This window comes from Dyadobacter chenhuakuii, assembly GCF_023821985.2.
GTDB lineage: Bacteria > Bacteroidota > Bacteroidia > Cytophagales > Spirosomataceae > Dyadobacter > Dyadobacter chenhuakuii.
The window spans coordinates 3,245,087-3,271,643 of record NZ_CP098805.1 but is presented as its reverse complement, the minus strand read 5'-3'; the positions used below and the strand labels follow the sequence as shown (position 1 = coordinate 3,271,643).

Annotated in this window: 25 protein-coding genes; 4 read left to right on the top strand and 21 right to left on the bottom strand. The window is 46.1% G+C overall.

What is annotated here, in order from left to right; translation table 11 throughout:
* Positions 1 to 89: 89 nt before the first annotated feature.
* The gene (locus tag NFI80_RS13525; protein WP_235162735.1) at positions 90 to 3,476 is read left to right on the top strand and encodes a VCBS repeat-containing protein; all 3,387 of its coding nucleotides are present in this window, start codon (positions 90 to 92) and stop codon (positions 3,474 to 3,476) included.
* Positions 3,460 to 4,764 carry a vanadium-dependent haloperoxidase gene (locus tag NFI80_RS13520; protein ID WP_235162736.1) on the top strand — a complete coding sequence of 435 codons (1,305 nt, stop codon included), beginning with the start codon at positions 3,460 to 3,462 and terminating at the stop codon, positions 4,762 to 4,764. The genes NFI80_RS13525 and NFI80_RS13520 overlap by 17 nt, the downstream gene beginning before the upstream one ends.
* 4 nt (positions 4,765 to 4,768) lie before the next feature.
* Here the strand turns inward: NFI80_RS13520 and NFI80_RS13515 are convergent, their stop codons facing one another.
* Positions 4,769 to 5,527, bottom strand: a complete 759-nt coding sequence (locus NFI80_RS13515; RefSeq protein ID WP_235162737.1) for a patatin-like phospholipase family protein — start codon at positions 5,525 to 5,527, stop codon at positions 4,769 to 4,771.
* A 4-nt stretch (positions 5,528 to 5,531) separates the two neighbouring features.
* Positions 5,532 to 6,377, bottom strand: coding sequence for an MBL fold metallo-hydrolase (locus NFI80_RS13510; protein ID WP_235162738.1), 846 nt, complete (start codon positions 6,375 to 6,377; stop codon positions 5,532 to 5,534).
* 217 nt (positions 6,378 to 6,594) lie between these two features.
* Between NFI80_RS13510 and NFI80_RS13505 the strand changes: the two genes are divergently transcribed.
* Entirely contained in the window at positions 6,595 to 7,743 is a 1,149-nt protein-coding gene (locus NFI80_RS13505; protein ID WP_235162739.1) for an FAD-dependent oxidoreductase, read from the top strand.
* A gap of 1 nt (position 7,744) precedes the next feature.
* Here the strand turns inward: NFI80_RS13505 and NFI80_RS13500 are convergent, their stop codons facing one another.
* Entirely contained in the window at positions 7,745 to 7,942 is a 198-nt protein-coding gene (locus NFI80_RS13500; protein WP_235162740.1) for a hypothetical protein, read from the bottom strand.
* A 64-nt stretch (positions 7,943 to 8,006) separates the two neighbouring features.
* Between NFI80_RS13500 and NFI80_RS13495 the strand changes: the two genes are divergently transcribed.
* Positions 8,007 to 9,026, top strand: coding sequence for a threonine aldolase family protein (locus NFI80_RS13495; protein ID WP_235162741.1), 1,020 nt, complete (start codon positions 8,007 to 8,009; stop codon positions 9,024 to 9,026).
* Here the strand turns inward: NFI80_RS13495 and NFI80_RS13490 are convergent.
* From NFI80_RS13490 to NFI80_RS13405, 18 genes are all read right to left on the bottom strand, one after another.
* On the bottom strand, positions 9,023 to 9,424 hold the full coding sequence (locus NFI80_RS13490) for a DUF1398 family protein (protein ID WP_233795479.1): 402 nt from the start codon (positions 9,422 to 9,424) through the stop codon (positions 9,023 to 9,025). The two genes, NFI80_RS13495 and NFI80_RS13490, sit on opposite strands and share 4 nt — an antisense overlap.
* A 70-nt stretch (positions 9,425 to 9,494) precedes the next feature.
* The gene (locus tag NFI80_RS13485; protein ID WP_235162742.1) at positions 9,495 to 10,187 is read right to left on the bottom strand and encodes a DUF421 domain-containing protein; all 693 of its coding nucleotides are present in this window, start codon (positions 10,185 to 10,187) and stop codon (positions 9,495 to 9,497) included.
* A 96-nt stretch (positions 10,188 to 10,283) separates the two neighbouring features.
* Positions 10,284 to 10,697, bottom strand: coding sequence for a hypothetical protein (locus NFI80_RS13480; RefSeq protein ID WP_233795481.1), 414 nt, complete (start codon positions 10,695 to 10,697; stop codon positions 10,284 to 10,286).
* Between the two features lie 302 nt (positions 10,698 to 10,999).
* Positions 11,000 to 11,950 carry a DUF4249 domain-containing protein gene (locus NFI80_RS13475; protein ID WP_235162743.1) on the bottom strand — a complete coding sequence of 317 codons (951 nt, stop codon included), beginning with the start codon at positions 11,948 to 11,950 and terminating at the stop codon, positions 11,000 to 11,002.
* A gap of 10 nt (positions 11,951 to 11,960) precedes the next feature.
* Positions 11,961 to 14,369 carry a TonB-dependent receptor gene (locus NFI80_RS13470; protein WP_233796327.1) on the bottom strand — a complete coding sequence of 803 codons (2,409 nt, stop codon included), beginning with the start codon at positions 14,367 to 14,369 and terminating at the stop codon, positions 11,961 to 11,963.
* A gap of 136 nt (positions 14,370 to 14,505) precedes the next feature.
* On the bottom strand, positions 14,506 to 16,560 hold the full coding sequence (locus NFI80_RS13465) for a M3 family metallopeptidase (RefSeq protein ID WP_235162744.1): 2,055 nt from the start codon (positions 16,558 to 16,560) through the stop codon (positions 14,506 to 14,508).
* 70 nt (positions 16,561 to 16,630) lie between these two features.
* On the bottom strand, positions 16,631 to 17,551 hold the full coding sequence (locus NFI80_RS13460) for an SMP-30/gluconolactonase/LRE family protein (RefSeq protein ID WP_235162745.1): 921 nt from the start codon (positions 17,549 to 17,551) through the stop codon (positions 16,631 to 16,633).
* A gap of 100 nt (positions 17,552 to 17,651) precedes the next feature.
* On the bottom strand, positions 17,652 to 18,032 hold the full coding sequence (locus NFI80_RS13455) for a hypothetical protein (protein ID WP_235162746.1): 381 nt from the start codon (positions 18,030 to 18,032) through the stop codon (positions 17,652 to 17,654).
* On the bottom strand, positions 18,029 to 18,406 hold the full coding sequence (locus NFI80_RS13450) for a HEPN domain-containing protein (protein ID WP_254414147.1): 378 nt from the start codon (positions 18,404 to 18,406) through the stop codon (positions 18,029 to 18,031). Before NFI80_RS13450 ends, NFI80_RS13455 begins: the two co-directional genes overlap by 4 nt.
* Before the next feature lie 152 nt (positions 18,407 to 18,558).
* Positions 18,559 to 19,554: a glycosyl hydrolase family 18 protein gene (locus NFI80_RS13445; RefSeq protein ID WP_235162748.1), complete on the bottom strand. Its 996-nt coding sequence runs from the start codon at positions 19,552 to 19,554 to the stop codon at positions 18,559 to 18,561.
* Positions 19,555 to 19,575: 21 nt separating this feature from the next.
* A complete protein-coding gene (locus NFI80_RS13440; protein ID WP_235162749.1) occupies positions 19,576 to 20,688 on the bottom strand; it encodes a Gfo/Idh/MocA family protein in 1,113 nt (370 codons plus the stop codon).
* A 105-nt stretch (positions 20,689 to 20,793) separates the two neighbouring features.
* On the bottom strand, positions 20,794 to 21,396 hold the full coding sequence (locus NFI80_RS13435) for a transcriptional regulator (protein WP_235162750.1): 603 nt from the start codon (positions 21,394 to 21,396) through the stop codon (positions 20,794 to 20,796).
* A complete protein-coding gene (locus tag NFI80_RS13430; RefSeq protein ID WP_235157831.1) occupies positions 21,366 to 21,707 on the bottom strand; it encodes a type II toxin-antitoxin system HigB family toxin in 342 nt (113 codons plus the stop codon). The genes NFI80_RS13435 and NFI80_RS13430 overlap by 31 nt, the downstream gene beginning before the upstream one ends.
* Before the next feature lie 167 nt (positions 21,708 to 21,874).
* Complete coding sequence (locus NFI80_RS13425) at positions 21,875 to 22,255, bottom strand: hypothetical protein (RefSeq protein ID WP_235162751.1); 381 nt, start codon at positions 22,253 to 22,255, stop codon at positions 21,875 to 21,877.
* Between the two features lie 286 nt (positions 22,256 to 22,541).
* Positions 22,542 to 23,783 carry an MFS transporter gene (locus NFI80_RS13420; protein ID WP_235162752.1) on the bottom strand — a complete coding sequence of 414 codons (1,242 nt, stop codon included), beginning with the start codon at positions 23,781 to 23,783 and terminating at the stop codon, positions 22,542 to 22,544.
* A 24-nt stretch (positions 23,784 to 23,807) separates the two neighbouring features.
* Positions 23,808 to 24,578: a 3-ketoacyl-ACP reductase gene (locus NFI80_RS13415; protein ID WP_235162753.1), complete on the bottom strand. Its 771-nt coding sequence runs from the start codon at positions 24,576 to 24,578 to the stop codon at positions 23,808 to 23,810.
* A complete protein-coding gene (locus tag NFI80_RS13410) occupies positions 24,575 to 25,720 on the bottom strand; it encodes a Gfo/Idh/MocA family protein (protein WP_233795494.1) in 1,146 nt (381 codons plus the stop codon). Before NFI80_RS13410 ends, NFI80_RS13415 begins: the two co-directional genes overlap by 4 nt.
* Before the next feature lie 9 nt (positions 25,721 to 25,729).
* Positions 25,730 to 26,554: a sugar phosphate isomerase/epimerase family protein gene (locus NFI80_RS13405; RefSeq protein ID WP_235162754.1), complete on the bottom strand. Its 825-nt coding sequence runs from the start codon at positions 26,552 to 26,554 to the stop codon at positions 25,730 to 25,732.
* Positions 26,555 to 26,557: the final 3 nt, after the last annotated feature.

Here is a 26,557-nt window from a genome sequence, read left to right as displayed (position 1 = left end):
TCGCTTTATTAGTAAATTTGTGGAACTATGTCTTCGTTATGAAGGCATAGTTTCTTTTTTCTATACAGTTCAACCTTCGTGGTCCTATTATGAAGCGAATAAAATCCTGGACCCCAGGAATGATGTTGCTGGCAATGAGTCTTGGTTTTGTGGGATGTGATAAATCCGCAGATTCCGATAAGCCCAAAGATGGCACAAGCCAGACGCCTTTGTTTACCCTCTTACCTGCCGAAAAAACAAAAATCGATTTTGCCAATACATTAACAGAAGGGCTGAATACCAATGTGCTGATGTACGAATATTTTTATAATGGAGGCGGCGTGGCAGCAGGCGATCTCAATGGCGACGGACTGGACGACATTTACTTCACAGGCAACATGGTGCCTAATAAGCTTTATCTTAACAAAGGCCGGATGGTTTTTGAAGATATTACTGCACTCGCGGGCGTAGGAGGCAGGGAGCGTCCGTGGAAAACGGGCGTTACCATGGCGGATGTAAATGGCGATAGCAAGCTGGATGTTTACATTTGTTATTCAGGGAACGTCTCGCCGGAAAGTCTTAAAGGGCAGCTTTTTATAAACAAAGGAAATGATGCAAACGGCATTCCGCAGTTTGAAGAATCGGCCGAGAAATATGGTTTGGGTGCGCCTAGTAACAGCACCCAAGCTGCCTTTTTCGATTTTGACAAAGATGGTGATATGGATCTGTTCTTGTTAAATCACAATCCCAAATCACTACCGATCCTGGATGAAGCCAGCACAGCCGATTTGCTAAAAAAGGATGATCCGGTTACAGGTGTGCGGTTTTTCAGGAATGACCCCAAAGCAGACGGAACACCTTACTTTACAGACATTACCAAGAAAACAGGCATACAAAGTTCGCCCCTTACTTACGGCCTGGGCATTGGAGTAGCCGATGTAAATCAGGACGGATGGCAGGATATGTATATTTCGAACGACTATTCGGTTCCCGATTTTTTATATATCAACAACAAAAACGGCACATTTACCGACGTGCTGAATGCATCCATCGGCCACACGTCCCATTCCTCCATGGGCAATGACATTGCAGACTTCAATAATGATGGTTTGCCCGACATTTTTACGCTCGATATGTTGCCTGAGGACAACCGCAGACAGAAGTTACTAGCTGGCCTGGATAATTATGAGTTGTTTGATTTCAATGTCAAGATGGGTTTTAATCACCAGTATATGCGCAATATGCTGCAACTCAACCAGGGGCAGGGCGGAAAAACCAAACTGCCTGTTTTCTCGGAAGTGGGGCAATTATCCGGGGTTTCCAACACCGACTGGAGCTGGGCATCGCTGTTTGCGGATTACGATAATGATGGCTGGAAAGACATTTTTATAACTAACGGTAACCTTCGTGATTTTACGAATATGGACTTTGTAAAGTTCATGGGCGATCATTTGAAGCGTATCGAAGGACAGGTGAAGCGCGAGGATGTGCTCAATATGGTGTATCAAATGCCGTCCTCCAATATGAAAAATTACCTTTTTCAAAACAAAAAAGACCTGACATTCACCAATGTTGCCGACAACTGGGGATTACGAGAAATTTCAAACAGCGGTGGCGCAGCTTATGCCGATCTGGACAATGACGGCGACCTGGACCTGATCGTCAACAACATTAACAAGCCCGCCTTCATCTATCAGAATGATGGTGATAAGCTTTTGAAAAACAACTATTTGAAGATTAAACTGGAAGGTGAGAAGGCCAATAAGCTGGGCATAGGAGCGAAGGTGACCATTTATAGCAAAGGCCAAAAACAATATCTCGAACAAATGCCCACACGCGGTTACCAGTCGAGCGTTTCGCCGGTTTTGCATTTTGGTTTGGGCAAAGAAAGCATTGATTCCCTGCAAATTGTATGGCTTAGCGGCAAGCGCGAAAGCGTGCTTAAACCTAAGGTGAATGCGCTTTTGACATTAAATGAAACAAATGCAAAAGTGGCCAAACCCAATGCGGAATCTGCCAGCCCGCTCTACAATGTTGTTCAGTCACCGATCGCATATAGCGGAAAGGCCAGTAATACGAATGATTTTAAACGACAGCCGTTGCTGATTAACCCGATTTCTTTTTCGGGCCCTTGCCTGGTCAAAGGTGATGTAAATGGTGACGGTTTGGAGGATATTTACGCAGGCGGAGGTTCGGGGGAAGCCGGAAAGCTCTATTTACAGCAAAAAGGCGGTTCTTTTACCAGCAAACCAGTGGCGGCTTTTGAATCAGACAAACAAAGTGACGACACGGATGCGGCGTTCTTCGACGCGAATGGCGATGGTTTTCAGGATTTGTTCGTTTGCAGTGGAGGTTATGCCGCCTTCATGCCCGAAGATCCGTTGCTGCAAAGCCGTTTATATTTAAATGATGGCAAAGGTAACTTTACCAAAAGCGCAGGCGCATTGCCCAAAATGATCACCAGCACAAGCTGTGTGCGCATTGCAGACGTTAACGGTGACGGGAAACCCGATCTTTTCGTGGGTGGTCGCGTGATCCCGGGCCGTTATCCCGAAACGCCAAAAAGTTACGTGCTGATCAATGACGGCTCAGGCAAATTTTCCGACAAGACAGCCAGCGTGTCTGCCGAGCTGGCAAACATTGGTTTGGTGACCGATGCGGTTTGGACAGATATGAATGCTGATAAAAAACCAGATCTGATCGTGGTAGGCGAATGGATGCCGGTAACGGTTTATATCAATGTCAATGGTAAACTTGAAAACAAAACGACCAGTTATTTTGATAAACAATACAGCGGCTGGTGGAACAAAATATTGCTCACCGACTTAAATGGCGATGGTAAGGAAGACCTGGTAATCGGAAATTTAGGTCTGAACAGCCAATGTAAAGCCAGTGACAAAGAACCCGTTGAAATGATTTACAAAGATTTTGACGACAACGGTTCCGTAGATCCGATCATGAGTTTTTACATTCAGGGCAAAAGCTATCCCTATGTAACGCGTGACGAAATGCTGGACCAAATGAGCATTATGCGGACGCGTTTTCAGGATTACAAAGGCTACGCTGATGCAACAACGAAAGAAATATTTACAGCGGACGAACTTGCGGGAGCAAAGGAATTGAAAGCCAATTACCTGAAAACCGCCTATTTCGAACGAGGCGCGAATGGCAAGTTCACCGAAAAGCAGCTTCCCTTCCAATCCCAGATTTCTCCCGTGTACACCATTACGGCTGTTGATTTTGACAAAGATGGGAACAAGGATTTGCTCCTTTGCGGCAATGTGAGCAAGGCTAGGCTGCGGTTTGGTAAGTATGACGCGAATTTCGGTGTTTTGTTAAAAGGAAATGGTAAAGGCCAGTTTGCTTACATTAAACAAGATAAGTCCGGCTTCAATTTAAAAGGAGATGTAAGAAGCGTGCTGCCGATTGGTGACAAGCTGTTGTTTGGAATAAATCAACAAGAAATTAAAGCATATCAAATTGGCAAAGTTAATTAAGGGCTGGCTGATCATTGTCGGCATCTGTTTTTTTGCAAGCTGCAAGAAGGATGCGCCGGCCAACATCAGTCCGGATGAGATCGGGAATATGACCTTGCAAATGACGGACGTCATGATTCATGATGTGACCAATCCGCCACTTAGCGCCCGGTTTTTCGCATATGCGTGCCTGGCAGGATACGAAGTCGTTTCACAAAATGACACCGCTTACAAAAGCATGCATGGCATTTTGAACGATTACCCGAAAATGGAAAAGCCTGCGGTAGCCGCGTATTCTTACCAGCTCAGTGCCATCCTGGCGATGCTCGAAACAGCAAAAAAAATGCAGCCTTCCGGTTCACTTTTGCAGACATATCAAGCCCGGCTGCTCGATTCGTGCAGGAATGAAGGGGTTAGTGAAGAAATGATCGCCGGCTCGCAGGAGTATGCATTGGCGATCAGCAAGCAGATTTTGAAATATGCCAAAGCAGACAAGTACAATCTGATCAGCAATTTTCCCCGATACGAACCAAGTCAAACGCCGGGAGCCTGGTATCCGACGCCTCCGGGCTACTTTCCGCCGGTGGAGCCTTATTTTGAGACCGTTAGGCCATTTACGCTCGATTCTGCCGCACAGTTCCGTCCCCAGCCGCCCGTTGCGTTTTCCGAGGATAAGAATTCTGCTTTTTTCAAACTAATGAAGCTCAATTACGACGATAAAAAGGAGCCTGAGCACAGGGTTATGGCAGCGTTTTGGGATTGTAACCCATTTGCCTTGGAGAATAAGGGACATTTGCTGGTAGGGATGAAGAAAATTTCGCCCGGGGCGCACTGGATGGGGATTACCAACATTGCCTGCAAACAAGCAAAGGCCGATTTTTCCAAAACAATGTTGGTAAACACTTCCGTCGCCATTGCATTAATGGATGGCTTTATGACCTGCTGGGAAGAAAAATTCCGCAGCAACCGCATACGCCCCGAAACAGCCATCCGAAAATACATTGATCCAACCTGGACACCATTTTTACAAACACCACCTTTCCCGGAATATCTCAGCGGCCATTCCGTCATCTCATCTGCCTCGGCCATTGTATTAACCCATTATTTCGGCAACCAATTTGAATACACCGACACGGTCGAAGAACGTTTCGGCCTGAAAGCCCGCAAATTCCCATCATTCATAGCCGCCGCCGAAGAATCCGGCATGTCACGCTTCTACGGAGGAATCCACTTCATGGACGCCATAGAAAATGGACAAAAGCAGGGCGTTCAGGTGGGTGAATGGGTTGTTAGGAAGCTTGGAGATTAGATGTTTATTCAATTATAAGCTCGGTTTCCTTTAATAACCGCTTCGTATAACCATAACCCACATCAAACAACTGCCCGGCTTTTCGGAAGTCGAAAATGCTGAACTTACTTAGTTCCGGGGGTTCGATGAGGAGGTTGCATTTTTTGAAACGTTCCTTGGTTTTGCTGTGCATGGCCAGGATGAGGCTGCGGTAGACGAGCTCTGTGGTTTTTTTAAGCGGCTTGTCCAGCGTAAATGGGTTGCAGTGTATGCCGATGATGAAGTCGGCTTCTTCCATAATGGGCTCGACGGGCAGGTTGTTCAACACGCCACCGTCCACCAGTTCGCGGCCTTGAAAGCGGATAGGGCTGAACAGGCCAGGGATGCAGCATGAAGCTAGCACCGGAATGGCTAGTTCGCCGTTTCGGAACTGCAATTCTTCTCCGGAAACAATGTCGGTTGCTGTTACAACAAGCGGGGTTTTCAGGGATTCGAATGTGTTTTCGGGAATGTATTTGCGAAGTACGGCTTCCAGCTTGTTCATATGCAAAAGCCCGTTCGCGCCGAAGCCGAAGCGGATATAGGGGTAAAAACTGGTCTGGATGATCATTTCAATGATCTCGTCGGGCGTGTAACCGTGCGCCAGCATAGCACCAATAAATGCGCCGGAGCTTGTCCCGCTGATCACGTCGGGCTTAATTCCATGCTCCATTAATGCTTTTATTGCACCAATGTGTGCAATACCACGTGCCCCGCCACCGGACAAAACCAAACCGATTTTCATAACATTAGCTGATAAATGTGCTCAATGCACCGCGCTCACGAATCGCAATTCCTTTTTCTGTCTGCTCCACAACGGCTGCTTCAAAAACGGGATCATGCTCAAATAATATGATGTGCTTTTCTGCTGCGGCATTTTGCAGAACTTCCTGTTTCTCCTGCATCGTAACAAGTGGACGCATGTCATAACTCATGATCCAGGCAAGCGGAATGTGGTAAGAAGATGGCAACAGATCCGCAGCGTAAATGATCTTTTGGTCCTTGTATTGAATCACTGGCAGCATCATTTGCTCGGTGTGACCATCCACGTGGATAAATGCAATGTTGGAAAAAGGGGATTGGTCTTTCTCAATGAATTTCAACTGACCGGATTCCTGCAAGGGAAGAATGTTCTCTTTTAAAAACGAAGCTTTCTCGCGCGGATTAGGGTCGACAGCCCATTCCCAATGTGCTTCATTGGACCAGTAAACGGCATTCGGAAATGTCGGAAGCAATTGTGACCCGTCGGGGTTGTATCGCACGGCACCGCCTACATGATCGAAATGCAAATGCGTCAGGACAACATCTGTAATGTCAGTAACGTCGTAGCCGCAGTTTTTGATGGAGCCAATAAGGCTGGCGTCTCCGTGCAGGTCGTAATGTCCGAAAAACTTTTGATCTTGTTTGTTCCCGAGTCCGGTATCGATCAAAATCAGTTTTCCGCCGTCTTCAATGAGCAGGCAGCGCATGGCCCAGGTGCAAAGATTTTTTTCATCAGCCGGATTATGCCTGTTCCAAAGCGATTTAGGGACCACGCCGAACATTGCGCCGCCGTCCAGTTTGAAGAAGCCAGTGTCTATAATGTGAATGTTCATATCGGAAAGTTACCTAAATCGAACGCACTTCAAAATTTTCAGCGCCTTAATCCGCGTTCGATATGGAATGATGCGTATGACAATGGTGCGTTATAATTGTATTAATCTGTAATAGCTGCAATAATGTTTGGGTTAAAGTAAATGGTTCAATAGAATATTTGTAAAAACTAATGTTCCTCGCTATTTTTCAAGTGTATCACCTTCTATTCCATCCTTAATGAACCGCAGAAATTTTTTCGAGAAAGCCATTCCCGCCAGTTTTGCATTAGGCACCATCGCCTCATCCTGTGCACCTAAAACCCAGCTATATTACCCAGACAAACATTTCCACATTGGCCGCGGTTATCATCAGATTCCAAAATTACGGCTTTCAATGGACCGCATTGTGAAGGAAACGGTTGGTCTGCGGCCGTTCAGGGCGTCGGGGCCGCGATTGGACGTGGAGCAATTGGGCAGTAAAACCATTGTCCATAACTACGGGCATGGCGGCAGCGGCTGGTCACTTTCGTGGGGAACAGGGAACATTGCCCGTAATAATGTGCTGGCAACCAACGAAAAGAAAGTGGCCGTAATAGGCTGCGGAACCGTTGGCATTGCAACGGCGCGTCTCTTGCAGGAAAGCGGTTGCGAAGTAACCATTTATACGAAGGACGTTCCCCCAAACATTACCAGTAACCTGGCAACCGGAACATGGTCGCCTGCTTCTCGCGTTTGCGATGTAAAGGTGGCCAAGCCCGAGTTCAAGGCGATTTGGGAAGAGGCGACACGCTTTTCGTTCCGCCGGTTTCAGTTCTTTCTGGGATTGAATGACATTGCTTGCTGGGCCGAGGAATATGGGGTTTTTAAACAAATGCCTGTCTACACACCCGGCGCCGGCGGAGAGGATTTTGAAATACACGGTCTGATTCCTGAACGCGTAAAGCTCGAAGCAAAAGAACATCCGTTCAAAGCGGACCACGTTACCAGACGGACGAATTTAATGTTTAACATTCCGAGTTACCTGCGGCATCAGCTGGAAGATTTCGTCATGTTCGGCGGCAAAGTCAAAATCCACGAGATCAAAAAACTGGAAGATATTGATGCATTACCCGAAAAAGTGGTGGTAAACTGCATGGGGCTCGGTGCAAAACCCGTATTCAATGATCAGGAATTGACGCCCGTTTCCGGCCAGCTTTCTTGCTTGATCCCGCAAAGTGACGTGAATTACAAGTTGTATACACAGGGTGCAAACTTCATTTCCCGGAAAGACGGCATTTACATTGGCAGCAATGGGATCGTCGGGAATTGGGATACGACGCCGAGTAAGGAACAAACCGAAAAAACAGTTGGGATACTAATGAAGCTGATGGAAGATATGAAAGGCTAAGTTATTGCGGCTTCGAAACGTCTTCTTTCAAATGATAGCGTCTCCGGATTTCGTTGACCAGGAATTTTTTTTGCGCGGTAAAACTTTCGGGATGCATGGTGACAAACAGCGATTTCCATTCCGCATACCGGTCGGGGTCTAACGTGCTGAATGTTTGCGGATCAATTTTTTTTAACCTTAAATATGCTTCAAATTCCATTATCCCGATTTTTTCGCAATATATGCGCATACTTTTGCATATTATTTAAAATCTGAGTCCGAATATGAAAATTGACCTGCGCAGCGATACAGTCACGAAGCCAACGAAGGAAATGCAGCAAGCCATGTGGGCGGCCGAAGTGGGTGACGATGTATTGGGCGATGATCCGACGGTGAACGCCTTGCAGGAAAAGGCAGCAAAGCTTTTTGGCATGGAAGAAGCACTTTTCTGTCCGTCCGGAACAATGACTAATCAGCTGGCGATCCGCGTGCATACACAACCGGGCAGCGATGTGATCTGTGACAAATACTCGCACATTTACTTATACGAAGGCGGTGGCATCATGCTTAATGCGCTGTCGTCCGTGAAACTGCTGGACGGCGATCGTGGCAGGCTCACAGCACAGCAAGTTGCAGGAGCGATAAGCCCCGAGCACGACATTCATTCAACGGTAACCCGCCTCGTTTCCCTGGAAAATACGATGAACAAAGGCGGCGGCTGTTATTATGATTTAGTTGAAATTGAAGCCATTAAGAGGGTTTGTCGGGATAAAAAAATTCCCCTGCATCTCGACGGAGCACGGCTTTTCAATGCATTGGTTGAAACGGGTGAAAGCCCTTTGCAATATGGTCAGGCCTTTGACAGCATTAGTATTTGTCTTTCAAAAGGATTGGGCTGCCCGGTTGGATCGCTGCTTTTGGGGACTCATGAAGTGATAAAAAAGGCAAGACGTTTCCGTAAAGTAATGGGCGGTGGCTGGCGTCAGGCCGGATTCCTGGCAGCGGCAGGCATGTATGCGCTGGATCATCATGTTGAAAGGCTCAAAAAAGATCACGCCCGGGCAAGGGCTATCGGTGAAATGTTCCGGCATTTGCCCGAAGTGGAAGAGATTTTTCCTGTTGACACCAACATTGTCATTATCCGGCTCGGCGAAGGCATTTCAGAGATTGACTATGTAAATAAATTGGCTCAGCAGGGGATCCTGGCTGTGACTTTTGGGAAAAACCTCGTCCGCTTTGTTACCCACCTGGATTTCACGGACGATCATTTACACGAAATGAACAAGCGTATCAAGTCCTTTTAAACTTCCGGAATCGCTTCTTCATATTCATATTCCGAATTGGGTCCCTGATAAATAACCTTCATACCCGCCAGGTCAGCCACATATGTATGTATGCCCGCAGCGCCTATTTCGCGCAGGAATGTAGGATAGTCGGTAACCCCCTCCTGATTGCGTTTGATGGCCGTTTTCACAGCTTCCAGCTCAAATGTTTCTGCACATTCAAACTCTGGAATGTCGCCTTCAATCACCAGCTTATCACCAATAACGGATGTATAAGTACGTCTGTGGTTTCCTACCTTAATTTCATAATTGTCAACACCGATGGCTTTCAGGTTTTTGACGAAATAAGGGTAAGCCTGTCCGGCAGATCGCTCCTCGGCAGATTTTATTAAGTCGTCGGTCAATTCTACCATATGCATAATAGTATGCGTTTAAATTTTTTTGTTAAACATGATTAAATACCCGTGCCAGCTCAAAGGGCTGTTTTTACTAACTTAATCTGGATGTCTTAATGGCAAAAACCCATTCTTCTCTTTCACATACCGGACAAACGGCTGCCCCTATGGCCAATTTTTCAACATTTCCGCAAAACGCACAGGCATGAAATCCATCTTTGAAGATCTTCTTGCTCTTCGCATTATAAAGGTCGGGCAGCAGCGGCAATCCGTATTTCACTTCATTATCAGGATAAAAGAAGACGCTGACTTCTCCCGAGGGTTCGAGATAAGCGCTGCAAACCTGTCCTAAATGTGAGATACTTTTCACGCGCAATTCAGAGAAAAATTCATCTTGTGCCAATGTTTCTTTCTTAAATGCGCTGATGGAAAACCGGCCTTCGTGGATCAGGCAAACCGTTTTGCCTTCAATCAGTTTTTCAAACCAAACACTTTTCCCTGTAAGCCAGGTTACAAACCTGTAAAGCAGGATAATGGTCGTAAATACAACAAGGGCAGGAATTAAACCCACATCTTCATAAAACATCGGGTCTCCGGCTGCGGAACCCAACGCAATGATAATGACGGTTTCAAAGACCGAAAGCTGTCTTACCCCCCGCTTTCCGGTCACGCGAAGCGCGGTCAGGAGAATTACGAACATGATCGTTGAACGCACAACCACTTCTGCCAGGAACTTGTATGGCAGGTCGTTCATCAGAAACCTTTCCAACTCAAAAATCTCTTTCATGCAATGCTGGTCTACAAAAAAAGATGCTACCCGGCCATCTCTATGGCAAAGTAACATCTTAATCTGAACTAATGGTCTAAACGGCCGAAAATGGGCTTAATGCGCCATGTCATCTTCCTCCGGGTGATGCACGATCAACGAGCTGCGTGTATCGAGTTTCTTGATCATCTCATTGGACATTGCATCTGCATAAACACCATAACTGCTTACCAATGTGCCTTTTAGCCCATCTTTCGATTCGATGGCATAGAGGATCGACATATCGGATGGATTGGTCATTCCCTCAAAACGGTAAACCTTGATAATATCGAAGTCCTCCGGTGAAAGGGTCAGGCAAATGCCGTCCTCTTTATGCAATTCCAATGCGTGTGCGGTCATATTGAAATCGTAGGTATAACCCTCTGCCTGTAAGTCTTCGAGCGTTTCAATAAGCGTATCCGGTTCGTCCATGTTTTTATTGGACGGATGTCTTTTTTGTTCTTTATCTTGATCTGAGCCTTGCAAGTCCATAACAAAGTGGTTTAAGGTTAGTATTTCTTTCGAATGCCAACAATTGACATTGATAATTTTATTGTTTGAAAGTCAAATATTACTGCCCGCAAGGCAGCTGCCTCAAAACGGCCGAAACGCATAGTGGTGCTTTTTGAAACAGACGCACGAAAAAAGTATGCCTTGCAGCGTCACTCCCGGTAAATTGCACCTGCTTTAATTAATGCACAGATTTCCTGTTATTGTTGTAAAAAAGAGATGAACATTTTGAGGTGCTTTGACCTCAATTTGCCAAAAATGTAGAATGCAGCGCGCTTCCGGGATCAGGGACGATAAGTAACCTGCCCGGAATTGTAGGCGGCAAAGCAACCAAGGCCGCCGCTGATATTGCTGTAAATCAAAGACGGCTCGATAAATGGATTATCCGAAGTGCCGCGCATTTCCAGCGACCGGTGATATTTGAAATAGTGGACGTCGGTGTTGTAAATTTCGAGCATTACCATCGCAATCTTCGCCTTGGGATACAACGTGAATTTATTGCCGTTTCCATAATCGTAAACGATCACATTCGGCAAGACAGTGCGGCCTAAGGGTGAAGTGAATTCAGCCCCATCCAGGTTCGCGTCGCTTTGGTAATCATTACGGCCAATGGTTTCATCCCAATTAAAATTGAAACGGTTCTTCACCCGCCTTTCTTTAAATGTCTCCGCGCTTGTGCCTTCAACAACACTATATTCCAGATCAACTGAGCTTCTTACCCGATAATAATTGGTATCCCGGGGAGCGTCGGTCCAGCTCATTTGAACGGTCAACACGGTGTCCTGTTCAAAAATATTGCTCGAAAAGGAAGTGTCCAGCTTATAGGAAGTGGCCAGCACCTGGCCCGCAGGAACCGTACAGACGCCGGTAGCTACGCGATTGCCGTCAGAAACGAAAAGTGAATAAGTTTTCCCTGCTATAATGGGGAAAACGGATGTATCAATGCTGTATAATGTGCTGGCGGAATCAAAAGGAATGGCCACTTCTTTGGTCCCATCTGAAATTTTTACCAAGGCATTTCTTATAACGCCTCCTTTATTCCCTGAATCCGTAAAGAGCGGAATAGATTCCGTAACCACCACATTAATGTGCGGCGATTGCGGTGAAATGAATGATTGTACAACAAGCTTGGATTCTGTTCTCGGCAGCTTATCCGCAGGAATGTCCGTAATCAGCGATTCGCAGGCTGAGAAGCAAATTGAAATGAGTATAATAATGATAGAATGCAGTCTCATGGCGGCGCAATTAGAACTTAAAATTATAGCTGAAATAGGGAAGGACCGGAAACAGTGAATAGCGTTTGAGCGTGTTTTTGTTGTTGGTGCTGGTTCCTGTATCCGCGTCGTCGTTATCTATATCATAGAAAAACGGGTTTCTGCGATTGTATACATTGTACACACCAAACTCCCACGTCCTTTCATGCCGTTTTTTCTGTTTACGGAATTGAATGGCAAAATCCATCCGGTGAAAAGGCTCTGCACGGAAACTGTTTTTTGCGCCGTATTCGCTTACCATAGGCCCGTTCCAGCCGATGGCCGGTTTGCCGTTCGGGTTTATCCGGGTGATGAAATTGTCACTCACGCCCGTGTAAGTTGCAATTGGCAATGTTAATGCATTTCCTGTTCCGTAAACCCATGTTGAAGAGATGGTTATGCGCTTGGTGAGCTCGTAGATCCCGACCACCGAAAGGTCGTGACGGCGGTCGTAACGTGGGAAAAATGTTTTACCAAAATTCAATTCCGGGAATTTCCAGTAGGTCCACGACAATGTATATCCTACCCAGCCCGAAAGTCTCCCTGTTTTTTTCTGAATTAAAAATTCACCTCCGTATGACCAGCCTTTTCCAGCCGTAACATTGTCTTCCCAGCTCAGCTCATTGGCATTTTCACCATTAATGCTCAAAAACGAAGATCCTTCCTTGTAATTTAGGATGTGGTTCATGTCCTTATAATAGCCTTCCAATGTCAATGTAAGCGCGGGCCGTTCCAGATCCTTGGCAAAACCAAACGCGACCTGCTGCGACTGCTGCGGGGCAACGCGGTCGGTTGTGGGCACCCAAAGGTCCGTTGGCAGACCTAATCCGGTGTTGGAAAGCAAATGCACGTATTGGTTCATCTGGGCATAAGAGGCCTTTACGGAAAAGTCCTTTGCAAGCCTTAATGCTGCCGAAAACCGTGGTTCGGGGCGGATGTAAGTTTTTGTTTGGGTTTGAAATGCGCTTAACCGGAAGCCGGCATTCATTTTCAGTGATTCAAAAGGTTGCCAGGTGTCTTCCACGTAAGCACCGGCCTCAAATGTATTGATCGGTTTTGCCGATCTTTCAATTGGATTATCAATAAAAGAGCCCTCAATTGCTAGCGCCGAAGGGATAAATTTATGCTGCGTAACCTGTGCTCCAAACTTGATCGCGTGCTTGGCAGACGGATAAAAATCAAAATCGGTTTTTAAGCCGAAATCCCTGATCCGCGAATCGTATTCCAGACTAAACTCATCCTGCACCGTCCCATCGCCGTTAATGTCCTTGGAATAACTGGAAACGCCGAAATTGAAATTGCTGAAAATGAATGATGTATTAACGAAGAGTTTCTGGCTCAGCAAATGGTTCCAGCGCATGGTTGCCGTTGCATTGCCCCAGTCCAGGCCAGCCCGGGTTTCGGAATCAGGGCTTTTTTCTTCTACATAAAATTTATCCCTGCCAAAATATCCGCTTACATAAAGCTTGTCTTTAGGGCCGAGATCATAGTTCATCTTTGCATTAAGATCATAAAAATAATAACCTGGCCTTACCTGGCTTTCATCGCCCTTTTGGGACTGCTTAATAAATGGAGAGGCCAGCAAATCAATGTAAGTCCTGCGTCCCGAGATCAGGAATGAAGATTTTCCTTTTGAAATAGGTCCTTCCAGTGTAAGTCTGGACGATATGAGCCCGATCCCGCCTTCGCCGTGCAGCTTATCCTTGCTTCCTTCTTTCATGTTCATTTCCAAAACCGAGGAGAGCCTGCCGCCATAGCGAGCCGGAAATCCGCCTTTGGTGAGCTCTACACTTTTTAATGCATCACTGTTGAAAATGGAAAAGAAGCCGAAAAGGTGATTGGCATTGTAAACAACCGCATCGTCGAGAATGATGAGGTTCTGGTCGGGCCCGCCGCCACGCACATACAACCCAGTCTGTCCCTCGGTCCCTTTTTGAACGCCGGGCATGAGTTGGAGCACGCGTAAGACGTCTTTTTCGCCAAAAAAGGCAGGGACTTTCTTCAACTGAGCAATCGGAATCTCAATCTGGCTCATCTGCACAGACCGGCTCACATAATCTTCCTGGCGACGCGCCGAAACGACCACTTCTTCCAGTTGATTAATGGTCGCCAGGAAAATACTCAATTCCTGATTTTTAGTCAGACTGACGCGTAAATCCGTTTTTTCGTAACCAACAAATGAAAAGGAAAGCATTGCGCTGTCGCCTGCCGGCACGGTCAGGGAATAAAAGCCATACGTGTTGGTAACTGCTCCGTAGGGTGTGCCTTCAATGTACACATTAACCCCCGGCAACTGCTCCTGGCTGCCTTTTTCCTTCACAAAACCGCTGATCGTTACGCGTTCCTGAGCGGAAACGGCCATAGAAAACAGCAGTAATGAGACGACAAAAATGAAGCGCATAGCAAGCGGGCTGGTTGATTTTTGTAACAACACTTCCGATAATAAAGTATGGATCATAGTAAAGGGTAAAATGGCCTGAGCAAACCTCCGCTTAGCCGTATATACTCCTTTTTGTGCACGTTGGATCAATGTGCGCTTATGCTTTTACCAGTCCCCTGTTTTCCAGCAGATATTTTTCGTCAGCCATTCTTCCGCGGAAGGATTTGTAAAGCGTCGCAGGCTCTTCTGTGCCGCCTTTTTCCAGAATATTTTTTCGGAATGAAAGCGCCGTAACCGGATCGAAAATGTTGCCTGTTTCCTTGAAAGCTGCAAACGCATCGCTGTCCAGCACTTCGGACCAGATATAGCTGTAATAGCCCGCAGAGTAGCCGCCTGCAAAAATGTGCTGGAAATATGTGCTTCGGTAACGCGGTGCAATCTGCCTGATCAGACCTGCGTCTTTCATCCGTTGTTGTTCAAATGTGTCAGGATCGATGGGCTTTTCGGGGCTGATACTGTGATAAGAAAGGTCCAGCATGGAAGCTGCAAGATATTCCACCGTAGCAAAGCCGTGGTTAAATTTCGAAGCATTTTTCATCTTTTCCACTGCTTCGTCGGGGATCGTTTCGCCGGTTTGGTAATGTTTTGCGTAAAATTTGAGGACTTCCGGTTCGAAGGCCCAATGTTCCATGATCTGGGAGGGCAATTCCACAAAGTCACGGGGGACCGAAGTGCCGGATAATGATTCAAATTCAACATCGGAAAGCAGACCGTGCAGCGCGTGGCCGAATTCGTGGAAGAAGGTTTCTACTTCCTCTGCGGTCAACAGAACAGGATTTTCACCGGTTGGCTTAGCATAGTTGCAAACAATGGACACAATAGGAGCAACGCGCTGGCCGTCTTTCACACTTTGTTTGCGGTAAGAAGTCATCCAGGCACCGCCTCTTTTGGAATTTCGCGTAAAGAAGTCCATGTAAAAAATACCCGTAAGATCGCCATTTGCCTCTCTTACTTCATAGGCAGTAACATCTTCATGATATTTCGGAATGTCGGTGATTTCAGTGAATGTAAGTCCATACAGGTTTTTCACAACCTGAAAAATGCCGTCACGGACGTTAGCGAGTTGGAAGTAAGGTTTCAGGGTTTCGGCGTCGTAATTGTACTTTTCCTTCCGGACCTTATCTGCATAGTAGGCCCAGTCCCACGCTTCCAGTTCATCGGAGTTTCCTTCCTTATTCATTAATGCCTGCATCTGCAATGCTTCGGATTTGGCCACCGGCAATGCAGCTTTCCATAATCCATCCAGCAGATCGAAAACATTAGAGGTCATTTTGGCCATACTTTCTTCCAAAACATAGGCTGCGTGATTTGGGTAGCCGAGTAAGTTCGCCCTTTTGGCACGCAGGGATGTGATTTGTACGATGATATCCTTATTATCAAAGTCGTCGTCGTGGTTGCAGCGACTTGTATAAGCTTTGTACATTTCCTCCCGAAGTGCCCGGTTATCAGCATATTGCAGAAAAGGCATCACGCTGGGTTGATGCAATGTAAACTTCCAGCTTCCTTCTTTGCCCGCCTCCTTAGCCAGTTGTGCAGCATTCAGTTTGAGAAACTCCGGCAAGCAAGAAAGCTGCGTTTCATCCTGAATGATCAGTTCAAATTTGTTGGTTTCAGCCAGCAAATTCTGGGCGAAACGGACAGTTAGCACGGATAATTGCTTGTTAATGTCCCGCATTTCGGCCTGATCCGCATCGCTCAGATTTGCGCCGCTCCGCACAAAGGCTTTGTAGGTTTTCTCCAGCAAGCGCTTGCTGGCTGCATCCAGGTTTAGCGTATCGCGAGTGTCGTTGATTTTTTTAACACGCTGAAAAAGCGTGGCATTCAGGAAAATATCATCGCTATGCTTAGATAATTGCAGCGCAATGTCTTTCGAAAGCGCTTCGATCTCAGGATTTGTATGGGCGGATGCCAGATTGAAAAACACCGAACTCACCCTGTTGAGCAGCTCGCCGGTGCGTTCCAATGCTAAAACAGTGTTCTCAAAAGTCGGTTCCGCTTCATTGGAATGGATGGCCGCAATGCTATTTTGCTGCTTGGCCATGCCTTGCTCGAAAGCCGGTAAAAAATGTTCAGGTTCCACTTTGTCGAAAGGCGGAACCTGAAATGGGGTGATATATGGTGTTAAAAATGGGTTATTGGCTTGCTGAGACATATTGGTATCAAATGTTTTTCAGCATGCAAGTTATGGTTTCAATAAAGCGCCTGCAAAGTAGTTTGCAAGATTATTTCACACCCTTAACCTTCATTTTCAATCCGTAAACTGCTGTTTCGGCCGTTACAAAAAGAAGATCATTGTCTTTTCCGCCAAAACACAAATTTGCGGTCCAACCATTGTGAATCGGGAAGTGAGCAATTTGTTCACCTTTTTTATCGAAAACGGTAACACCCTTGCCCGTAATGTAAAGATTTCCTTCTGCGTCGAGGATCATTCCATCAGATCCTTTTGGCACAAAAAGCGTCCGGTTGGTTAATGTTCCGTCTTTTTGAATGTCGTATTTGTAGGTCTTGTTGTCGCCAATGTCCGCCACATACAACGTCCTGCCATCTTTCGTGCCGATGATCCCGTTTGGTTTTTTAATGTTGGCATCAACTCTGATCAGATTTTTTCCTTTCGGATCAAGATAATACACGTGCTCACCATCCTGCTGCATTTTCGGATCGCGCTTCCAGTAGTCTCTTTTATATAAAGGGTCTGTCAGATAAATGCCTCCCTGCGGATCGATCCAAAGGTCATTGGGGCCATTCAAAAGCTTGCCTTCGAAATCTTTTACCAACACCGTAGGCTTACCGTTTTTATCAAAGGACCAAACCTGATTGTCCTCATCCGAACAAGCCACGAGGTTTCCTTTTTTATCGAAATACATGCCGTTCGCACGACCTGCATTGTCCGAGAAAACGGAGAATTTATTTGTTTCTGCGTCCCAGCGAACGATTTTATTGTTGGGCTGATCTGTGAAAAACACATTACCATCCTGATCGGCAACCGGGCCTTCTGTAAATTTATAACCGTCGCCAAGTTTCTCAACCTGTGCGCCGGGCGCTACTATCGATTTTGAATCCATCATCTGTGCTGAAAGTAATGCCGGGAACAGCAATGCTGCCAACCCGGAAAAAATTGAATAAATACCTGCTGACTTTTTCATATCAAAATAATGCCGGATGAAGTTAGCCCGGGTGGCTGTAAAAGTCAGAGGAGGAGGGTTGGTTACTTATGTAGTTACGAATGAGGTTTGGGTGTGTAGGTTAGGCGGCCTGGTTGCTGTTAATCGTAATCACATAACCACGTTCAATTTGCTGCCCTGAAAACTCCTCATCTTTAAACCTTGTGGAGCCGTGTTGTAGATTAACATCTTCAAGAAATTCAGGAACCTCGAACAGGTCGTTATCAAGAATGGCTATGTGCGAGATTTTTACAATTTCAGTTACGTCCAATGCATCCTGAACCTTTTTTGCTAAATAGCTTCGGGCAGCACTCTTGTCTTCGTTAATCCATTTTGATGCTACCACAATATCCCAGCGATTTGCAGAATTTTCTCTCAAGAGCAAAGCAAAAAACGTGTAAGCTCCCATCTCCCTAGCAGTTTCTTCCTCTATTTGAATAAATTTTTTAACAATCTCTCTCATAAAATTTGGATCATTGTTTTAACACTCTCTATCATTTCCTCAGCCTCTTCTTCCCTAACAGTGCCCACGACGCGGTACCGAAACTCTGGATTCCATTCCAGCAATGGAGACCAACTTAATAAGTGCTCCTTTAATACAAAGTTTTCTGCACCTGATAAGGACAAAAGTACACCCAAATCATGTGTTTTTAAACTTTTGAACTTTTCGAAATCCTTCCCGGTAGATGGGAATCCCGGCCAGTTAAGCGTCTGGCAAATTTTGTGCTTCAAGTAAATCTCCATGCAATAACCACACAGATAAACGGCGCTGTCAAATCGCTTCGCTCGGAACAGGATCTCTGCATCCGAGAGTCGCTCAAAGGCAATGTGTTTCAAATCATCAGCAGGTATCATTTATAGTGTGTTCGTTTGGGAAATAGCAAAATCCAAAAATAGCGCTTCATGTGCAGCTTGCCATGTTATCCTTTGCACCTTTTATCCTTGGGCCGGTAAGATTTACCTAAGTGGTCATATTTATTTTCTAACGGTCACTTCCCCTTCACCACCCCATCAATCTCCCCAAGCAACGACTTCACCCCAGTCGAATCCTGCAACAATTGCCAGATCATCACCCCGCCAACCTTCTGCTTCGCCAGCTCCGTCTTTTTCCGAATCATCGTTAGGCCATTGTAGTAAACCATCCCACCATTCAAATGCATCTGATCCTGATTAACGGAGTCGGGATATTGTCGGAGGATGTTTTTGTAGGACATGCTTTCCGGGGCGGTGCCGCCGAAGCCGTAGCCGTAGAATGGAACGCCCAGGGTGAGTTTATTTTTTGGGATTTTGCGCGTTTCGAGCCAGTACTGGAGATCCTCTTCGGCCATGGAATAGGGGGCGTGCGGGCCGGGTTTGTCGGGGCGCCATGGACCGGTGCGATCGTAAGACATGATGTTGACGAAATCGAACTGGGCTAATGCTTTGTCTGAAAATTGATCCTTGTAAACGGTGGCGATGGCGGCTGTGATGAGTTTGTTTTTTTGTTTCAAAGGGGCTGCAAGATCGGTTACAAAGCTTTCGTAATTGGCGTCAATTAATGCGCCTTCCAGATCTACGTCAATGCCGTCAAGATTGTTATCAACTGCCAGGTTTACAAGGTCATTGATGAGTTTTGTTTTCTTTTCTCCTGTTAAAAAAGAAGGATAATAGTCCGGAGCGCCGCCGCCACCGATAGATGCCATAATCCTGACGTTTTTGGAATGGGCCAGGGCGGCAACTTCTTTGAGATTCCCAGTTCCTGTGAGATTCCCCAGGGAATCGGGATTAATGAAGGCAATGTATAAGTGGGTGATTTTGCCAAAATCGATTTGTTTGGCAGACGCCAGAAGATCGGTTCGGTTTGGCAGATAGCCGATAACTTTGAACCGATTATCTATATCGCCGCCGCCGGAAGCGGTGATGTTTTTTTTACTACAACTGGTATTTAATGCAAGAATCACCATGAGAACGGAGATGCATTGCTTTAACAACTTCGAAACTATCATGGCGATGCTGATTATGAATGTCTATTTGCCTGCTAACATGATTTTTGCACCGCCTTTACGGATTGATTCATAAACGGCGTCAACAACGATCATATCCTTTAATCCTTCGGCTCCGCTTACATTGGGGTCGGGCTTGTTGTTGAGGATAATGTCGGCAATGCCATCCATTTGCAACGTCTGGTGCGTGACTATGGGCTGATTCATTGGTCCGTTGTGCGTCCGGCCTTTGATCGGGCCGTAGCTGAATGCCGGGCTTAGTTCCACAAAGCCTTTTTCGCCAATTACATAAAGCCTTTCGTAATTATTGAAGTTGTAGGTCGTGCCGCAACTCGCCACCACGCCGCTGGGGAAGCCTAGCTGGAACATGATCGTTTCGTCCACTTCCTTGAATTTCACCGGGTCGGTTTTCGTTTCCTGCGCCGTCACCCAGATCGGCTCTTCACCTGTTGCATATCGTGCGCCGTTCAGTGCGTAAATGCCCACGTCCATCATCGCTCCGCCGCCAGCCAGCGCTTTTTTCAGTCTCCATTGATTCGGATCGCCGGATTTGAAACCCATATAATTGTTTACATGCATAATCTTACCCAGCTCGCCAGCCTCACGCATGCGGATCAGTTCGCGGGTGTGCGGTTCAAAATGCATGCGGTAACCAATGTAAAATTTCACTCCGGCTTTCTCGCATGCTGCGATCATTTCACGCGTCTGTTTCGCATTGTCAGCCACGGGTTTTTCACAAAGAACATGTTTGCCGGCAGCAGCTATTTGCAAAACATGCTTGTAATGCAATGAGTTAGGCGTTGTAATGTACACGAGATCAATATCCGGATTGTCCTTGATCTTACTGACCGTATCGTAATTGTAAGTGTTCTTCTCAGGAATGTTATATTTCTTTTTCCAATCTTCGATCTTGGCTGGTGTGCCCGAAACGGCTCCCACAAGTGTTGCCATTTTACAATCTTTCATGGCATCCGCAACCCGCGTTCCATAACTGCCAAGTCCCATAATGGCGACGCGTAGTTGTTTGTCTGCTTTTGGGCCGGCATAAAGCTCTCGTGCAGCAGCGGGCAGGTCGGTTAGCGCGGTTGCACCAATTCCGAGGGTTAATTTTTGAAGAAAATCGCGACGTGAGTCCATAGTAATGAGTGAATAGTTATTGATAAATATTTTTGCGAACCGGTTCGTAAATGACGTCTATTAGGATCATATCTGTTGACAGGCAGTTGTTTAACAACAATGTGTTTACGAATAAAGCGCTTTCATTAAAGAAGTTACCTGTGCTGGTTTTTTTGATTTTGAAGTATTTTCGGCAGCTTTTTCAAATGTTTCCCTTATCCTCAGTTCTACATTCGGAGTTATCTCTGTGAAAATAAGATCCTCCAACTTTATTTTGAAGAGCTTATGGATAATGACCAAGTCATTCATTGAAAAAGACCTGATCCCATTCAGCAGCTCGGAAGTGTACGATTTGCTATGTGCCAGTATTGCGGATAAGTCATTTTGATTGAGCCCATTTTGTTTCAATGTTTGGATGATCAGCTCGCGCCTTTGTTTATAAAACTTAAACTCCCTAGCTGCGAGCTTTTCAGCCAGGTTACTATCTTTCACTTGTTTTTCTGTGACTAGCTTAAAATCGGCCCAGTTTGTCGATTCATAATCACGAATTAAAGTGCTTAATTGTTGCTCTAGCGCAGCCAATTCTGGTTGGTCCTCACCTTGAAGCCTGAGAAATCTGGCGGCAAGTGAAGCGCGTTCTAATTCTAACTCGGAAGAGATCTCTCCTTTGCGAATCATTGATTTTATATCTGTTTCTTTCAGCGTATGTGCCCCTTTGATCTTAGCCATTTTTCAATCGTAGTTTTGTTGTTCCTAAATAGTTTTTCATAACTGCTATGTGTGCCTATCCATAGCGCTATCGCTCGATTCTTCTCAAATTTGATCGCAACCAGCACACGGTCATTCTCAACATTGAAGAAGAAAATGCCCTTAGTATGCACCTGATCCGCATCTTTACGTTCTTTCAGTAAATGCGTGTAAGAAGCATATTCAGAATTCTCTAAATCAAAAATCAGTTTGTCAATTGCATCTAATAGTCTGCGATTGCCGCGGTTTTTTTGTTGCCACTTAGTTAAGATTCTTTTTTCGTCTAACTGCATCGCGAAGTTAAATTTAATTAAAAAGTTCTACAAAAAGTAGAACTATCAAAATGGATTTTAACCTTTTGACGCTATTCTTCTAAAAAAGTAACGGTTACCGGACATTTGGAAACAAAAAAGGCCTCCGGGTTTCCGGAGGCCTTGAAAATTTAAGGTTTACGTTCTAATTATTTGACGGTTAAAGAGCGTTCCAATTTTTGTTCCGAGAGTTCGAAAGATTTGGATTGGATTTCTTTGCCGCTGATGACGTCCAGTTCGTATTTCCCTGCGTCCATCTGGTCCATGTTCAATGTGCGACCGAATTTTTGGTTGTCTTTGCTGACAGTTTCGCGGTAAACAACGATTCCAGCTTCGTTTTTAAGTAAAATCACTGTGTTGGCGTTGTTATTTGCCTTGTTCACCAGAACATTGATCTTACCGCTTTTAGTTGGGTAAATTCCTGTTCCGAATGTTGAAGCTTTCTTGGTTTCCTTGTCTTCTGCGTTGGCAGCAAATGAAGATGCGATTAATGCTAAGGCAAATGCGAAGGTTTTGATTGTGATTTTCATGGCTTATTTTATTTTTATGGCTAATATTTTATTTACTTTTTGTCTCTGAGGACATAACAAAGGTGGCGCAAATCCCGGTACTATGTAATACAAAGTACAGGAGTGGAAACTTTACATGAATGAGTGGTTTATATCTTTCATGAGTAATTAAATGGTTTCTTAAATTCGGTTCAATGATGGTTTGAACGAGGCATGTGTTGCTTACTAATCTGTTAATAAGTGTTAAAAAAAACGGCTCGCTGCAATGCAGGAGCCGTTTTAGCAGAATTTCAATTAAGAGTATGAACTATTCCTTTTCCACGTAATCCATATCCTTTGTAAATGTTTCTTCTAAAAAATATAAGGCTAGCAATGCAACCAGCGACGTGGCCACGCCAATGAGCAGGGCACTCTGGATGACGCCGAGATCCGGTTTGAAGCTGACAAACAATGCAGCCAGCGGGATCGTAGCGCCTCTTACAAAGTTAGGAACAGTTGTCGCCACGGTGGCACGCAGGTTGGTTCCAAAAAGTTCTGCGGCGATGGTGATAAATAAGGTCCAGTAACCGTTGCAAAATCCTAACAATGCGCACATCAGATAGAATGTAAACAGATCGAGCGACGGGATCATCAGATATCCAACCATCATGGTTAGTGAAAGGATGATAAACAAGCCAATTACGCGCTTTCTGCTTTTCAGATATTGGCTTAACAAACCACTGAAAATGTCCCCGAAAACTTGTCCGGAAAACGCCAGCATAACCGCCTTTCCTGCATTGATTCCTTCAATTCCCTTTGCAGCGCCAAATTCGGGGGAAAATGTGATCAGGATACCAACCACAAACCAGATGGGCAACCCTACCAGGATGGCCATCATATATTTGGCAAAACGCTTCCCATTCGTCAGAATCATCATAACATTGCCGCGGTCCACAGTTCGCTCCTTAACCTGCTTGAACATGCCCGATTCAAATACATTGAACCTCAATACGAGCAATAGCAAGCCCATTCCGCCGCCAACAAAATAGGAAATTCGCCACGCAAACATATCCGCCACAAAATAGGCAAGGATAGCGCCGAGAACGCCTAATGTTGCAACCAATGTAGTGCCGTAACCGCGTATTTCTTTGGGTAAAACCTCGGTTACCAATGTGATTCCCGCTCCCAGCTCTCCCGCAAGGCCCACACCCGCAATGAAACGTAGAAACGCGTATTGATCCAGCGAAGTGACAAAGCCGTTCCCGATATTGGCAAGCGAATACATGATAATAGATCCGAAAAGCACTGAAAGCCGTCCTTTTTTATCTGCAATAACGCCCCATAAAACGCCACCAATGAGCATTCCGGCCATTTGATAATTGAGCAGCCGGATGCCTTCGCCGAGCAACTGATCTGTCGGCACATTCAGCGCTTTCAAACTTGGAACGCGCACTACGCTGAACAAGAAGAGGTCGTACATGTCGACCAGATAGCCCAGCGCAGCCACAATGACCGGCACTTGAAGCAATTGTGAGAGTAAGCTAGGGCGAGGAGTGGAATGTTCGGACATAAGTGATTTGGTTTACTTTGAAAGCTATAATCTATCAATCAACATTCCGCCGTCCACACCAATCACCTGGCCGGTGGAGTAGGGGAAATCACCTCTTGTGAGCGATGCAACGGCCTTTCCTACGTCCTCAGGCGTTCCCCAGCGTGGCTGCAAGGCGATGCCGCTCTGGAACAGGTTATCATATTTTTCCTGCACTTTGGAAGTCATATCCGTGGCAATAATACCTGGCCGTATCTCGAAAACGGGAATGTTAAACTCTGCCATACGAACTGCAAAAAGCAGATTCGTCATCGCCAGGCCCGATTTCGAAATACAATATTCACCCCTGTTTATAGACGCAACCGTTGCCGAAATGGAAGTCACGAAAACGACCGTCGCTTCAAACGCGTGGTTATTTTGCTTCGCATGTGCCATTCGTTTTGCAATGGCCTGCGTCAGGAAAAATGGCCCTTCAAGGTTGGTTTGCATAACCTCCTGAAAATTTTCGGGAGTCGTTTCCAGGATATCCAGTCGTTCCCGCGGAGCGATTCCTGCATTATTTACGAGAATATTAATTTGTCCAAAAACCGAATAGGCTTTCTCGATAATCGCCTCGCGATCGGCTGCATTGGCAATATTTCCCTGGCAGTAAGCCACTTCCGCACCCAATTCTCTAAGTTCGTTCAGGGCTTCTGCTGCGCCAGCTTCATCGCGCACTCCGTTGATGGCGAGGTTATAACCTTCGTTGGCAAGGGCTTTGGCGATCCCAAAGCCGATGCCACGACTTCCGCCGGTGATTAACGCCGTGTTTTTCATAATTCCTCAATGTTAACCCACTGACGTTTTTCCCAGCTTTCAATGCCTTTTTCAGCCAGTTGCACACCGCGTGCCCCTGCTTTCAAATCCCATGGGAATGGCGTGTCTTTTACAATGTGTTTCAAGAAAAGCTCCCACTGCGCTTTGAATGCATTGTCGAAAATTTCCTGCTCAGGCACTTTCGCCCAACCTTCAAAAAATGGGATTGGTTGTGGAATATCCGGGTTCCAGACTGGCTTTGGCGTGTTTCCGTAATGTTGCGTGTAGCAATCCCGTAGGCCAGCGACTGCGGAACCGTGCGTTCCGTCCACTTGCAATGTCAGCAGGTCATCGCGGCGGACGCGGACGGTCCAGGATGAGTTGAACTGCGCAATGACGTCATCTTCAAGCTCGAATGTGGCATAGCACGCGTCGTCGGCAGTTGCTTTGTATGGGTTACCATTTTCATCGATGCGCTCGGGAATGTGCGTGGCGCCGAGGCAGGAAACAGCTTTTACTTTGCCAAAAAGGTTGTCCAGAACATAGCGCCAGTGGCAAAGCATATCTACGATAATGCCGCCATCGTCTTCTTTCCGGTAATTCCAGGAAGGACGCTGCGCCGGAATGCTATGACCTTCGAAAACCCAGTAACCAAATTCTCCGCGTACGGAAAGGATTTTTCCAAAGAAACCATTTTCCATTAAACGCTTCAATTTCAGCATTCCGGGAAGCCATAGCTTGTCCTGAACAACGCCATTTTTCAAACCGGCGGCCGTTGCAAGCTCATAAAGTTCAAGTGCTTCTTCGGTCGTTGTGCCTGTTGGTTTTTCACAATAAATGTGTTTTCCGGCAAGAATAGCTTTTTTCACAGCAGCCGCGCGGCGACCCGTAACCTGGGCATCAAAATAAATCTGATACTGCGGATCAGACATTACAGAATCCAGATCCGTTGTGTATTTCGCTATTCCGGACTGTTTGCAAAGCGATTGCAGCTTGCTTTCGTTGCGACCAACCAGGATTGGATCCGGCATAATCACTTCGTCTGCCGAGATTTTCACCCCGCCTTGCTCGATAATGGCTTTGATGGATCTTAATAAATGCTGATTCGTTCCCATACGGCCCGTCACGCCGTTCATGATAATGCCAATGTTATGTGTAGTCATGTTTTTATTTTAAACAGTTTTTAAAAATGCCTCTGTAATCTCTCTCAAAAACAAATGCTGATCCTTGGCCCAGTGAATGTTGGAGAAAATCTCCACCTCACAAAAGCCATTGAAACCAGTCGCTTCCACCCATCCGCGGATCTTTTTAAGATCAATGCAGCCTTCGCCCATTAGCCCGCGGTCATTCAGCAGATCAATGGTGTTGACCTTCCAGTCGCAAACGTGGTAAGCCAGCAAGTTTCCGTTTGCACCGCAACGGGCGATTTCCTTTTCCAGGTCGCCGTCCCACCACAAATGATACACATCCACCGCCACGCCGACATACGGAGAATTAAAATACTCAGCCATATCATTCGCCTGTGCCAATGTGTTAATTGCTGATCGATCAGCAGCATACATCGGATGCAGCGGCTCAATGGCCAGCTTCACTTTCAGTTTTTCGGCCAATGGTAAAATGGCTGCAATGCCTTCCTTGATCTGTTCGCGGGACTTTTCCATGGACTGATCGGGCGATGCGCCGCATACGAGCACGATCATGGGAGCACCCAAAGCTGCGGCTTCTTCGAGTAACTTCCGGTTGTGATCAATGGCCTGTGCACGTCCTGCGCTGCTCGTATGGGGGAAAAATCCGCCACGAACGTAAGAGACGATTTCAAGCCCGGCAGACCGGATCAGCTCTCCGGCACGGTGAGGGCCGATCCGTTCGGTTGCATTCTGCCAGACACTTATTCCTTTCACACCAGCTGCCGCATAGTTCTCCACCGCCTCCGAAAGCTCCCAAGGCTTCGTCGTAATGGTGTGTATGCAGCAACGGTCTAATGTTATATTTTCCATTTT